The organism is Microlunatus sp. YIM B11417 (assembly GCF_059617205.1).
In genome coordinates, this window is the sequence record NZ_JCAMPJ010000002.1 from 758297 (window position 1) to 771053 (window position 12757).

General features: G+C 68.9%; 13 protein-coding genes, 1 tRNA gene and 1 pseudogene. 12 read left to right on the plus strand and 3 right to left on the minus strand.

Translation table 11 applies throughout. The features are described from left to right. The 12 genes and pseudogenes from AC6CCG_RS13940 (at nt 1) to AC6CCG_RS13995 (ending at nt 9203) form a co-directional block, all read left to right on the plus strand. Entirely contained in the window at nt 1-423 is a 423-nt protein-coding gene (locus AC6CCG_RS13940; protein WP_496655142.1) for an FAS1-like dehydratase domain-containing protein, read from the plus strand. Next, on the plus strand, nt 420-839 hold the full coding sequence (locus tag AC6CCG_RS13945; protein WP_496655143.1) for a MaoC/PaaZ C-terminal domain-containing protein: 420 nt from the start codon (nt 420-422) through the stop codon (nt 837-839). Before AC6CCG_RS13940 ends, AC6CCG_RS13945 begins: the two co-directional genes overlap by 4 nt. After that, complete coding sequence (locus tag AC6CCG_RS13950; protein ID WP_496655144.1) at nt 823-1878, plus strand: UDP-N-acetylmuramate dehydrogenase; 1056 nt, start codon at nt 823-825, stop codon at nt 1876-1878. The genes AC6CCG_RS13945 and AC6CCG_RS13950 overlap by 17 nt, the downstream gene beginning before the upstream one ends. Next, entirely contained in the window at nt 1875-3680 is a 1806-nt protein-coding gene (gene treZ / locus AC6CCG_RS13955; RefSeq protein ID WP_496655145.1) for a malto-oligosyltrehalose trehalohydrolase, read from the plus strand. The genes AC6CCG_RS13950 and treZ overlap by 4 nt, the downstream gene beginning before the upstream one ends. A 12-nt stretch (nt 3681-3692) precedes the next feature. Further along, on the plus strand, nt 3693-4001 hold the full coding sequence (locus tag AC6CCG_RS13960; RefSeq protein ID WP_496655146.1) for a hypothetical protein: 309 nt from the start codon (nt 3693-3695) through the stop codon (nt 3999-4001). Between the two features lie 259 nt (nt 4002-4260). Beyond that, nucleotides 4261-5529: an aspartate aminotransferase type Ic gene (locus AC6CCG_RS13965; RefSeq protein ID WP_496655147.1), complete on the plus strand. Its 1269-nt coding sequence runs from the start codon at nt 4261-4263 to the stop codon at nt 5527-5529. Nucleotides 5530-5661: 132 nt separating this feature from the next. Then, nucleotides 5662-5734, plus strand: a tRNA-Trp gene (locus AC6CCG_RS13970). A gap of 372 nt (nt 5735-6106) precedes the next feature. Next, nucleotides 6107-6292: pseudogene (gene secE, locus AC6CCG_RS13975) on the plus strand (preprotein translocase subunit SecE); the annotation flags it as partial. A 188-nt stretch (nt 6293-6480) separates the two neighbouring features. Then, nucleotides 6481-7311: a transcription termination/antitermination protein NusG gene (nusG, locus tag AC6CCG_RS13980; protein ID WP_496655409.1), complete on the plus strand. Its 831-nt coding sequence runs from the start codon at nt 6481-6483 to the stop codon at nt 7309-7311. A 64-nt stretch (nt 7312-7375) separates the two neighbouring features. Next, the gene (gene rplK / locus AC6CCG_RS13985; RefSeq protein WP_179751335.1) at nt 7376-7807 is read left to right on the plus strand and encodes a 50S ribosomal protein L11; all 432 of its coding nucleotides are present in this window, start codon (nt 7376-7378) and stop codon (nt 7805-7807) included. A gap of 89 nt (nt 7808-7896) precedes the next feature. Continuing rightward, a complete protein-coding gene (rplA, locus tag AC6CCG_RS13990) occupies nt 7897-8598 on the plus strand; it encodes a 50S ribosomal protein L1 (RefSeq protein ID WP_496655148.1) in 702 nt (233 codons plus the stop codon). Nucleotides 8599-8723: 125 nt separating this feature from the next. Further along, on the plus strand, nt 8724-9203 hold the full coding sequence (locus AC6CCG_RS13995) for a ribonuclease H family protein (RefSeq protein WP_496655149.1): 480 nt from the start codon (nt 8724-8726) through the stop codon (nt 9201-9203). Nucleotides 9204-9482: 279 nt separating this feature from the next. On the opposite strand, the gene AC6CCG_RS14000 is transcribed toward AC6CCG_RS13995, so the two are convergent. The 3 genes from AC6CCG_RS14000 to AC6CCG_RS14010 all read right to left on the minus strand — a co-directional run bounded on the left by AC6CCG_RS14000 (nt 9483) and on the right by AC6CCG_RS14010 (nt 12486). Then, nucleotides 9483-9752: an acylphosphatase gene (locus AC6CCG_RS14000; RefSeq protein WP_496655150.1), complete on the minus strand. Its 270-nt coding sequence runs from the start codon at nt 9750-9752 to the stop codon at nt 9483-9485. Between the two features lie 177 nt (nt 9753-9929). Continuing rightward, nucleotides 9930-11423: an FAD-dependent monooxygenase gene (locus AC6CCG_RS14005; RefSeq protein ID WP_496655151.1), complete on the minus strand. Its 1494-nt coding sequence runs from the start codon at nt 11421-11423 to the stop codon at nt 9930-9932. Nucleotides 11424-11538: 115 nt separating this feature from the next. Continuing rightward, complete coding sequence (locus AC6CCG_RS14010) at nt 11539-12486, minus strand: C40 family peptidase (RefSeq protein WP_496655152.1); 948 nt, start codon at nt 12484-12486, stop codon at nt 11539-11541. Nucleotides 12487-12757: the final 271 nt, after the last annotated feature.

The following is a 12757-nucleotide window of genomic DNA, read 5'->3' on the forward strand; positions in this document are numbered from 1 at the left end:
GTGCCCATCTCCAGCGACCATGCCGGGCGGACGTACCCGCCGACCGCGCCGTACGAGGTGTCCGCGGCCAAGATCGGCGAGTTCGCCGCGGCGCTCGGCGATGCGAATCCGGCCTATTCCGGGCCGGACCTGATCGCTCCGCCGACGTTCGTCACGGTCGTCGTGCAGCCCGCCTGGCAGGTCATGTTCGACGATCCGGACCTCGACATCGCGCTGCACCGGATCGTGCACGCCGAGCAGCGGTTCAGCTACCAGCGGCCGCTCCGGCCCGGCGACCAGGTGACGGTCGCGCTGACCATCGATCAGGTACGGAATCGGGACACGGCCGACTTCATCACGGCGTCGGCCCGGGTCGAGACCGTCGAGGGCGAACACCTCTGCACCGGCACCGCCGTCTTCGTCCACAACAAGGTGGCCGCATGATCACCCCGGCAGCGGTCGAGGTCGGCACCGAGCTGGAGCCGCTGACCGTACGGTTCACCCGGGAGACCCTGGTCCGTTACGCCGGCGCCTCGACGGATTTCAACCCGATCCACTTCTCCGAGCGGGCCGCGACCGCGATCGGCCTGCCCGGCGTGGTCGCGCACGGCCTGCTCACCATGGGCGCCGCCCTGCGGCTGGTCACCGACTGGGTCGGCGACCCGGCCAAGATCGACAACTACCGGGTCCGGTTCACCAACCCGATCGTGGTCCGGGACGACGCGGACGGCGCGACCATGATCGTTTCAGGCCGGGTGACCGCGGTCGACGGCGACCGGGTGACGATTCAGCTGGACGCCGTCTGTGACGGCGTCAAGGTGCTCGGAGCAGCGAAGGTGGACGTTGATCTTGGGCGTTGAGACGACCGGTGCGGTGAGCACGGACCTGGCTGATCACACCACGTTCCGGGTCGGCGGCCGGGCCCGGGAGCTCGTCGTCGCCACCAGTGAGGCCGACCTGGTCGAGTCGGTCACCCGGCTGGACCGGGAGGGCGCGAACGTGCTGGTGCTCGGTGGCGGCTCCAACGTGCTGATCGGCGACGACGACTTCGACGGCACGGTGATCAAGATCGCCACCCGTGGCGTCGAGGTCGACGACGCCGGCTGTGGCGGTGCCGTGGTCCGGGTCGCCGCCGGCGAGAACTGGGACGCCTTCGTGGCCACCGCGGTCGAGCGGGAATGGTCCGGGATCGAAGCCCTGGCAGGGATTCCGGGCCTGGTCGGGGCGACCCCGATCCAGAACGTCGGTGCCTACGGTGCCGAGGTCAGCCAGGTGATCGCCAGCGTCGAGACGATCGACCGCAGCACCGGCCGGCGAGCCCGGTTCGCCGCCGCCGACTGTGGGTTCGGCTATCGGCACTCGCGGTTCAAGGCCGAGCCGGGGCGTTACCTGGTGCTGGCCGTGACGTTCCAACTGCCGCAGGGATCCCTGTCGGCGCCGATCCGGTACGCCGAACTTGCCCGAGCCCTGGAGGTCGCGCCGGGAGACCGGGTGCCGGCCGCCGCGGTCCGGGACGCCGTGCTCGGTCTCCGGGCCGGCAAGGGCATGGTGCTGGACCCCGATGATCATGACACCTGGAGCGCCGGCTCCTTCTTCACCAACCCGGTGCTGACCGCCGAGCAGGCCGAGCGGCTGCCGGCCGACGCGCCCCGGTTCCCGGCGCCGGACGACAAGATCAAGACCAGCGCCGCCTGGCTGATCGACCACGCCGGCTTCGGCAAGGGGTACGGAACGCCGCCGGCCACGCTGTCCACCAAGCACGTGCTGGCGCTGACCAACCGTGGTGGAGCACGGGCGGTCGACCTGATCGGGCTGGCCCGGGAGGTACGGGCCGGGGTCCGCTCGACGTACGGGATCGAACTGGTGCCCGAGCCGGTGCTGGTCGGGTGCACCCTGTGAGTCCGACGGCCACGCCGGGTGTGCTCCCGGCACCGGTGACGCCGGCCGCGGCCACCCCGCCGGCCGGGGCGGTCTGGGCGCCGCAGCCGGAGCGGGTCCGCCTGGTGCTGAACGGGACCGAGCACCCGATGGTGTCCGGCCCCGGCGGCTGGTGGCTGCCGCCGGCCGGGACCACGGTCGGCCATGGCGACCGGTACGGCTTCCGGCTGGACGACGAGGACACGGTGCTGCCCGATCCGCGGTCGCGCCGGCAGCCGGACGGCGTGCACCAGGCTTCGCAGGGCTACGACCCGAGTCGCTACGCGTGGGGCGACCAGGCCTGGACCGGCCGGCAGTTGGCCGGCGGCATCGTCTACGAGCTGCACGTCGGCACCTTCACCGAGGACGGCACGCTCGACTCGGCCATCGATCGACTCGATCACCTGGTCGAGCTCGGCGTCGACCTGGTCGAGCTGATGCCGGTGAACGGCTTCAACGGGACCCGCAACTGGGGCTACGACGGGGTCGCCTGGTTCACCGTCCAGGAGGACTACGGCGGCCCGGAGGTGTACCAGCGGTTCGTCGACGCCTGCCATCGGCGCGGCCTCGGCGTGGTCCAGGACGTCGTCTACAACCACCTCGGGCCGAGCGGGAACTACCTGCCGCGGTTCGGTCCGTACCTCGATCAGGGCCGGGCCAACAGCTGGGGCGAGTCGGTCAACCTGGACGGTCCGGGCTCGGACGAGGTGCGCCGGTTCATCATCGACAACGCCCTGATGTGGCTGCGCGACTATCACGTCGACGCGCTCCGGCTGGACGCCGTGCATGCCCTCCGGGACACCCGGGCGATCCACCTGCTGCAGGAGTTGGCGATCGAGGTGGACGCCCTGAGCGCGTACCTCGGACGGCCGCTCAGCCTGATCGCCGAGTCCGATCTCAACGATCCCCGGCTGATCACCGCCCGGGAGGCCGGCGGCTTCGGGCTGGACGGCCAGTGGAGCGACGACTTCCACCACGCCCTGTACGTGAACCTGACCGGGGACACCTCCGGTTACTACGCCGACTTCGGCTCGCCGAGCGCCCTGGCCAAGGTGTTCACCGCCGGCTTCTTCCACGACGGGACGCCGTCCTCGTTCCGCGGCCGCGGGCACGGCCGGCCGTTCGACGTGCACCGGACCCCGGCCTGGCGGCTGGTGGTCTGCTCGGACAACCATGATCAGATCGGCAACCGGGCCGACGGCGCCCGGCTGTCCGGCCGGCTCGACCAGCGGCAGCTGGAGCTGATGGCGCTGGTCACGCTGCTCGGCCCGTTCACCCCGATGATCTTCATGGGCGAGGAGTGGGGCGCCCGGACGCCCTGGCAGTACTTCACCAGTCATCCCGAGCCGGAGCTCGCCGAGGCCGTCGCGCAGGGCCGGATGGCCGAGTTCGCCGCGATGGCCTGGGACGTCGCCCTGGTCCCCGACCCGCAGGATCCCGAGACCTTCCGCCGGTCCAAGCTCGACTGGTCGGAGCCGAACCAGCCGGACCAGGCCGCCCTGCTCCACCGCTACCGGGAGTTGATCATGCTCCGCCGGAGCCGGCCCGAGTTCACCGATCCCCGGCTGGACCGGGTGCTGGCCGAGGCCGACGACGAGCAGGGCACGCTGGTGATCCGGCGGGACCGACTGCTGCTGGTGATCAACTTCTCCGCCGGCGAGACGGACGTGGCGACCGGGCCGGTCGGCGAACCGTTGATCACGGTCGGCGACGTCGCGGTCGAGGGGGAGACCCTTCGGCTCGGGCGGCACAGCGCCGCCGTGGTCGAGCAGTCGAGGGTCTGACCGGGCCGCCCGATGGCGCGGTATCAGGTCCCGGACGCGCTGCGAGGGCTCGCCGCGTTGGCGATCTTCGTCGGCTTCTTCCTGTTCCTCTTCGGCTCCCCGATCCTGTTCAGCCCGCACGAGGTGGACTGCGACGGCCAGGCGATGCAGCCCGGCCAGGTCTGCGGCATCAACGCGCTCACCGGCGGCGGTGGCGACACGTACGAGGAGATCGCCCGGGAGAACGCGATCCGGCGCTGGATCGGCTACTCGGGCGTGGTCCTGGCCGGCTGGGGCGCACTCACCTTGATCATCGCGACGGTCCTCGCCCGACGCCGCTGACCCGCGTGCTTGACCCCGTACCGGGAAGCAGGTTAGGCTTCCCTTACTCGCTGTAGAGAGCGGGTGCCGGCCGGGTGATGAGTACGACTCGGTGTTTCGGTGGCACATCCTCCTTCGGGAGGAGCGCGTCGGTCGGTCGGCGCGGCCTGGTGCGGGGGTCGCGCCGGGCCGCGCCAGGGCCGCAAAAGCGGTGGTGCGGAGCCGATAGAATCGCGCACGCATCTACTCCCCCTTCGAAACATGAGATGGAACCGCGGCCATGACCCTTACCGAGCTCGATCACGACGCCATCACCCGGCTGCACACCGAACAGCAGGCGGCCTATGCGGAACTCAAGGCGCGCGGGCTCAAGCTCGATCTCACCCGCGGTAAGCCGTCGGCCGAGCAGTTGGATCTGTCGAACGCGCTGCTGACCCTGCCCGGTGAGGACTACCGGGACGCGGCGGGCGTCGACTGCCGCAACTACGGCGGGATCGAGGGCGTCACCGAGCTGCGCGCGATCTTCGCCGAACTGCTCGGCGTTCCGGTTCCGCAGCTGATCGCCGGCGACAACGCGAGCCTGGCGATCATGCACGACACGATCGCCTTCGCGCTGCTCAAGGGCTTCCCGGAGTCGGCCCGCCCGTGGGCCGGGGAGAAGATCAAGTTCATCTGCCCGGTGCCCGGCTACGACCGGCACTTCTCGATCCTGGAGCAGTACGGCATCGAGATGATCAACGTCGACCTCGGCGAGCACGGCCCCGATCTTGATCACGTACGTGAGCTGGTCAAGGATCCTTCCGTACGGGGGATCTGGGCGGTTCCGACCTATGCCAACCCGAGCGGTTCGATCTACACCGAGGAGGTCACGCGCGAGCTGGTCTCACTGGAGGCGGCCGCTCCGGACTTCCGGATCTTCTGGGACAACGCGTACGCGTTCCACCACCTGACCGAGACCGACGCCCCGGTGCTCGACGTGCTCGGCCTGGCCGCCGCAGCCGGCCACCCGGACCGCGTGTTGATCTTCGCCTCGACGTCCAAGATCACTTTCGCCGGCGCCGGAGTCTCCTTCTTCGCCTCGTCGCCGGCCAACATCGCCTGGTACCTGGGGCTGCTGGGCAAGCGGACCATCGGCCCGAACAAGATCAACCAGCTGGCGCACGCCCGCTACCTCGGCAGCGCCGACGGTGTTCGCGAGCTGATGGCGAAGCACCGGGCGATCATCGCGCCGAAGTTCGAGCGGGCCGAGCAGATCCTGCACGACCGGCTGGACGGGCACGGCGTGGCGACCTGGACCGAGCCGCAGGGCGGCTACTTCATCAGCCTCGACGTGGTGGACGGCACCGCGACCCGGGTGGTCCAGTTGGCGAAAGAGGCCGGCATCGTGATGACCGGGGCCGGCTCCGCCTTCCCGTACGGGAAGGATCCGCGGGACCGCAACATCCGGATCGCGCCCACGTTCCCGACCCTGGACGACGTGGAACAGGCGATCGACGGTCTCGCGACCTGTGTTCTGCTGGCCGCTGCCGAGCAGCGATTGGCCGGCTGACCGGGAGGGCAGCCGCCGGTTCGACTCCGGTCGCATCGCGCGGCTATACTCCTGCACTTGGTGGCATCGCCATTGTTTCGGCACGCCCGTCACACCAGACGGACGGCGTCGAGCCAGCGGTGAGGTCCCCGAAGGGCAATAGCTCAATTGGCAGAGCATCGGTCTCCAAAACCGAAGGTTGTGGGTTCGAGTCCCTCTTGCCCTGCGGAACGATCAGTAGCTGACGGAGGAAAGCGTGGCGGACGACAAGGACAAGGGCCCGGCGGACGAGCCGGACCTTTCCGCCGGCGACCCCGAACGTCAGTCGGAGGAAGAGAAGCAGGAGGGTTCCGAGGCCGAACGGACCGAGGAGCCCACCAACGAGGAGTTGGCGGCGAAGGCCGACGACTCCGATCCGGAAGCCGACGACGACGACTCCGGCGATGCCGACCAGGAGAAGGAACTGGTCTCGGTCGGCGCCGCCAGCAAGACGCAGAGCGAGGGCGGCCGGTCCGAGGGCGCGGCTTCCGGCGGGTCCGGTCGGCAGAAGAAGACCGAGGCGACGCCGAAGCAGCGCAAGGGCGACGACCGTCCGCGGCGGACCGGTCCGATCACGCTGATCAAGGAATCGATCGCCGAGCTGCGGAAGGTGGTCTATCCCACCGGGCCGCAGTTGCTGAACTACTTCATCGTCGTGTTGGTGTTCGTCCTGATCATCATCGCCATCGTGAGCCTGCTCGACCTCGGCTTCGGCTGGGTGATCTTCCAGATCTTCGGCAGCTGACCGGCTAGACGAACAGAACCGCAACGGATAAACGGAGAAACGACGTGTCAGAGAACTTTTCAGCGCCGCGTTCCGCCGAGGACGACGAGCCGACCGGCTCGCTGCCCGGCGCGGAGCCGCTGGAGAGCGACGCGTCCGACGATGCGGCGCAGTCCGGCAGCGACAACGGCGAGGAGTACGGCCTCTCCCTGGAGACCGACCAGCCGCCGAGCTCCGACGACATTGCCATCGACCTCGGCGGTGAGAGCTTCGGCAATCAGCAGGAGGACGAGGTCGGGATCAACCTCGACTTCGGCGGTGAGGACAGCGCTCCGGCCGAGGACGAGGCCGACCTGAACCTCGACTTCGGCGAGACCGAGGACGAGGAAGCCGAAGAAGAAGAGGACGAGGACGACGAGAGCGGGCCGGACGCCGAGTCCGCCGCGCTGGAGTCGTTCCGCTCCGAGCTGCGGACCAAGATCGGCGACTGGTACGTGGTGCACACCTACTCCGGCATGGAGAACCGGGTGCTGCAGAACCTCGAGAACCGGGTGTCCTCGCTCAACATGGAGGACTTCATCTTCGAGGTGGTCGTCCCCACCGAGGAGGTCACCGAGATCCGCAACGGCCAGCGCAAGCAGGTCAAGCGGACCGTTCTCCCCGGTTACGTCCTGGTCCGGATGGACCTGACCGACGAGTCCTGGTCGACGGTACGGCACACGCCGTCGGTGACCGGCTTCGTCGGGCACTCCAACCAGCCGGTGCCGCTCAGCCTGGACGAGGTCGAGAAGATGCTCGCCCCGTCCGTGGTGGCCGCGGCGACGGCGACCAAGGAAGGGCCGACGCGCAAGAAGAAGAAGGTCGAGGTGGCCGATTTCGAGGTCGGCGACTCGGTCATGGTGGTCGACGGCCCGTTCGCCGGGGTGCACGCGACGATCACCGAGATCAACGCCAACAGCCAGCGGCTGAAGGCCCTGGTCGAGATCCTCGGCCGGGAGACCCCGGTCGACCTGACCTTCGCTCAGATCCAGAAGGTCTGAGCCCAGAAGCCCCGGGCAAGCCCGCCCGGACCGTAAGCACGTACAACGAAGGACCCGAGAAGTCATGCCTCCTAAGAAGAAAGTCGCGGCGCTGGTCAAGGTCGCGCTGCAGGCCGGTTCGGCCACCCCGGCGCCGCCGGTCGGCACCGCGCTCGGCCCGCACGGCATCAACATCATGGAGTTCTGCAAGGCGTACAACGCCGCGACGGAGTCCATGCGTGGCAACGTGATCCCGGCCGAGATCACCATCTACGAAGACCGCACCTTCAGCTTCATCACGAAGACCCCGCCGGCGGCGGAGTTGATCAAGAAGGCTGCGGGCGTGCAGAAGGGATCCGGCGTCCCGCACAAGGAGAAGGTCGGCAAGATCACGGCCGCTCAGGTGCGCGAGATCGCCACCACCAAGCTGCCCGACCTGAACGCCAACGACGTCGAGGCCGCGGCCAAGATCGTCGAGGGCACCGCCCGTTCGATGGGTGTCACGGTCGAGGGCTGATCCTCAACCTGGAAAGCCTGGGAGGGCCTGCGCGGTCCGTACCAGAACTGGTCGATCACTCATGATCACGAATCGAAGGAACCAGCAGAATGAAGCGCAGCAAGGCTTACGCCGGCGCGGCGAAGGCCATCGACAAGGACAAGCTCTACGGTCCGGACGACGCGATCAAGCTCGCCAAGGCGACCACGACGGTCAAGTTCGACGAGACCGTCGACGTCGCGATGCGGCTCGGCGTCGATCCTCGCAAGGCGGATCAGATGGTCCGCGGCACGGTCAATCTCCCCAACGGTACGGGCAAGACGGCACGGGTCCTCGTCTTCGCCACCGGGGACAAGGCCGAGGCGGCGCTGGCCGCCGGTGCCGACGAGGTCGGCTCGGACGACCTGGTGGAGAAGGTGCAGGGTGGCTACCTGGACTTCGACGCCGTCGTCGCGACGCCGGACATGATGGGCAAGATCGGCCGGCTCGGCCGGGTGCTCGGCCCGCGCGGCCTGATGCCGAACCCGAAGACCGGCACGGTCACGGTCGACGTGGCCAAGGCCGTCACCGACATCAAGGGTGGCAAGATCGAGTTCCGGGTCGACCGGCACTCGAACCTCCACTTCATCATCGGCAAGGCGTCCTTCTCGCCGGAGCAGCTGAGCCAGAACTACTTCGCCGCTCTGGACGAGGTGCTGCGGCTCAAGCCGAGCAGCGCCAAGGGCCGCTACATCCGCAAGATCACGCTGTCCACCACGATGGGTCCGGGCATCGGCATCGATCCCAACCGGATCAAGCCGGACGCCGTCTGATCCTCAGGTAGCTCCAGCAGTCATCGACGCCGCCCGGCGGACCGAGCCTCGTGCCCGGCCGCCGGGCGTTGTCGTTGCCGGAGCTTCGTTGCCGGATTGTCCGTGGCATGTGCCAGGGTTGTCCCGTGCCCACTCGCCAGCGCGCTCCGCGCCCCGCCGACATGCCCGTACCGATCGATGCGCGGGAGGTCTTCACCGACGGCGCCTGCTCCGGCAACCCGGGACCCGGCGGCTGGGCCTGGGCGGTCGACGAGTCGCTGTTCGCGTCCGGCGCGGAGCCGGTGACGACCAACCAGCGGATGGAGATCCAAGCGGCGCTCGAAGCGGTGACCGCGCTGGACGGGCCGCTGGTCGTGGTCAGCGACTCGACGTACGTGGTGAACTGCTTCCGGGACCGCTGGTGGGCCGGCTGGCTCGCCCGCGGCTGGGTCAACTCGGCCAAGAAGCCGGTGGCCAACCGCGATCTCTGGGAGCCCCTGATCGACGCGGTACGGACGCGCGGTGACATCGCCTTCCGTTGGGTCAAGGGCCACTCCGGCGACCGCCTGAACGACTACGTCGACCAACTCGCCGTCGCCGCCACCCGCAGCCTCCAACTGGGCTGACCACACCGGGCCGCGACTGTTCCTCCCATCCGCGACTGGTGCAGTGGTCGCGGATAGGTGCAACGGTCGCGGTTGGCCAGCGGCGGGAGGGGGCCGGGCTGGCCGGGGCTGACGTGTCCGTGGTTGATTCTGCGCGTCCGCGACCCTTGCTCGCGTTCGCGACTGGTGCACTGGTCGCAGATGGGTGCAACGGTCGCGGTTAGCCGGAGGGCGGGAGCGTGGGGACGGGCCGACTCGGGGCCGATGCGGGTGCGTTCGTGCGGCGACGTCCCGCGCAGGTCAGCCGATGGAGAAGGTCGGGGGTGCGGTGTCGTCGGCCAAGCGAGCGACCTCGACCTGGCGGACCCGGCCGGGTGCTTCCGGGCTGCGGAACCATTCGAGCAGGCGCTGGATCGACGCTTCGTCGCCGTACACCTCGACCTCCACGCTGCCGTCCGGCAGGTTGATCGCAGACCCGGCCAGGCCGAGCGCGCGTGCCCTGTCGGCCGTTCGGAACCGGAACCCGACGCCCTGAACCCTTCCGGTCACCCGTACGTGGATCGCTGTCATGCCCTCAGTCTGGCCTGGCGCCGCCCGCTCCTCGAGTGTGACGATTCCGACCTGGAGATCGCCGGAGACGGTGCGAAATGCCGCACTCGGTGACCCCGCTGCGATGGGTGCGGGTACGTCTGGAGTTCCGTGCCTGGCCGGCGCTCGTCTCCCCGGTCGGCGGAAGGGGGAGGGGGGTCAGACGTGGGCGTTGCGCTTGGCGACGGCCTTGCGCTTGGCGGGACCGCACCAGCGGGCCAGGGCGGCGCGGACCTCGCCGGCGTCCGGGCGGTCGCCGGCCCAGGCGATGTAGCCGTCCGGCCGGATCAGCCGGGCCGTCATGCCTCGTTCGGTCCCGGTGCCGAGCGTGACCCGGTCCCGCCAGGCCTCCATCGGGGCGTGGCTGGACTCCGGCGGCAGGATCAGCAGGAAGCGACCGTTGCGGAGGGCCGCGTACACCCGGGTCGGTGCGCCGGCGACGGTCAGCGAGTCGTCGGGGGAGCGGGTGCCGGTGAGGCGGTGCGCGCCGAAGGAGCGCTGATAGTGCAGCCCGATGCCGGAGATCTGCTGGACCACCCGGTCCGGCACCCGGGCCACTCGACTGGCCGTCTCGAGGACCCAATTGGCGCGCTGCCAGAACGGTGTCTCGGCGATGGCGAGCCGGAGCAGGGCGCCGCTGGACCGCAGCGCCGCCCGGCCGACCGGGTGCCGTTCGGCGTGATAGCCGTCCAGCTGCCGCGGCGGCGCGTGGCCCTTGATCGCCGCGGCCAGCCGCCAACCGAGGTTGGCGGCGTCCTGCAGGCCGACGTTCATGCCGAGGCCGCCGGCCGGGGAGTGGACGTGGGCGGCGTCGCCGGCGAGGAAGACACGACCGACCCGGTAGCGCGGCACCTGCCGTTCGTCGCTGTGGAAGCGGGACAGCCAGCGCGCCTCGGTGAGCCCGAAGTCCGTGCCGCCGACCCGGATCAGGACGTCGCGCAGCTCCTCCAGGTCGACCGGGGCGTCCTCGGGCAGCTGGTGATCCCGGTTCCAGGCGATCACCCGGTACCAGCCGTCGCCGAAGGGTACGGCGAAGAAGAAGCCGGCTGAGCCGCGGTCGAAGCTGAGCTCGTCCTCGGGCGGGTCGGACAGCCAGACGTCGGCCAGGATCACCGACGACACGACGGTCTTGCCCGGGAAGGGCAACCGCAACGCACTGCGCACCGTGCTGTGCACGCCGTCGGCGCCGATCAGCCACTTGGCCCGATGGTTGGTGGTGACCCCGTTGCGATCCAGCAGGTCCACCTCGACGCTGTTCGCGTCCTGGTGCAGACCGGTCATCCGCAGGCCGCGCCGGATCGAGGCGCCGAGCCGGACCGCCCGCCGGGTCAGCAGCCGTTCGGTCTCGTACTGCGGGGTGACCAGGAGGAACGGGAAGCGGCTCGGCAGGGTCGAGAGGTCGACGACCAGCGATTCGAAGAGGACCGACAACTGGTCCACCTCGACGCCGGTGGCGACGAGTTGATCAGCAAGATCACGGGCGTCCAGCAGCTCGAGGGTCCGGGCATGGACCGCGAAGGCCCGGGTGAGATTCGATTCCTCATGACGCTGCTCGATGACCGTGCATTCGATCCCGTGACTGGCGAGATCGCCGGCCAGCAACAGTCCGGTGGGTCCGGCTCCGACGACGAGCACCTCGGTCTGGGCCATCATCGATCCCTTCCTCGCAGTTTGTTCGACATTACCTGGGATCGATCGGCAGAGATAGCGGACCGGCCCGGGGAAGTGGATTCCCCGGGCCGGTCTTTTGTTCGCTGGAACAGTTCGCTCAGTAGCGGCGAGCTCCCTGGTACGGCATGTAGCTCATCTTGATGTAGCCGACCGGCTTGCCCGGCCGGGAGGCGTGCAGGACCTTGCCGTTGCCGGCGTAGATGCCGACGTGGCTGATGCCGGAGTAGAAGAAGACGAGGTCACCCTTCTTCAGATCCGACTTCTTGATCTTCTTGCCCTTGCGGAACTGGCCACCGGCCGAGTGCGGCAGCTTGATGCCGGCCTTGCGCCACGCGGCCTGGGTCAGCCCGGAGCAGTCCCAGCTGCTCGGGCCGTCGCCACCGTAGGAGTAGCGGTCACCGATCTGCTTCTTGGCGAACGCGAGCGCGACCGCGCCCTTCGAGCCCTTGCTCGACGAGCTGGACTTCTTCTTTTTCTTCTTGGCCTTGCTGGTCTTGACCTTCACCTCGGCACCGGCCTGCAGGGCCCGCCAGACGCCGGCGGTCGCCTTGCCGCTGGCCTTCCAGCCCTGCGAGCGCTGCAGGGACTTCACGGCGTCCCGGGTGATCGGGCCGAAGTAGCCGGTCGCCGGCACCTTGCGCCCGGAGGCGGTCAGCGCGGACTGCAGGCGCTTCACGGACTTGCTCTTGTCGCCGTACCGCAGCGTCGGCTTGGAGCCGCGCGACAGCAGGGCGACCCAGGTGCGCCGGTTCATGGTCCCGGTCTTGGACAGCTTGACCTTGCCCTGGAACTTCTTCAGCGCCTTGACCTCGGCGGCGGAGAACTTGCTGTTGGTCTTGATCCCCTTGTAGCCGGCCGACTTCAGCAGGCATTCGGCCGCCTTGGCGCTCTTGCCCTTGGTGCCCTTCTTGACGTGCCCGTACGACTTCAGGGCCGTGGTGCACTTTCCGGCGGCATCGGCCGTCGCGGCCGAACCGATCCCGATGGTCAGAGCAAGCGCAACGCTCGCGACCCCCGAAATCAGAATCTTGGCGATTCTTCGCATTCCTTGGCTCCCCTTCACGCCTCGGAATCGAGCGTTCGGGAACAGCCTGACAACATCGCCCCCGAGCGATCGATTCGCCGGCCTCCCCAGCCGACTTCCGGGACGTTATCAAGTCGAGATAAAAGAAATCAATCCGTGATCTGCAGCGGGAACCGAACCGTTGGAGTGTTAGTCGAGAGTCTGGTAACCGGTAAAAGTGTCTAGTACGGTTACGTGGGAGACCTTCGAGACGAAAGGGGACTCGCGATGCGGGCCGCCAGAACCAGGCATC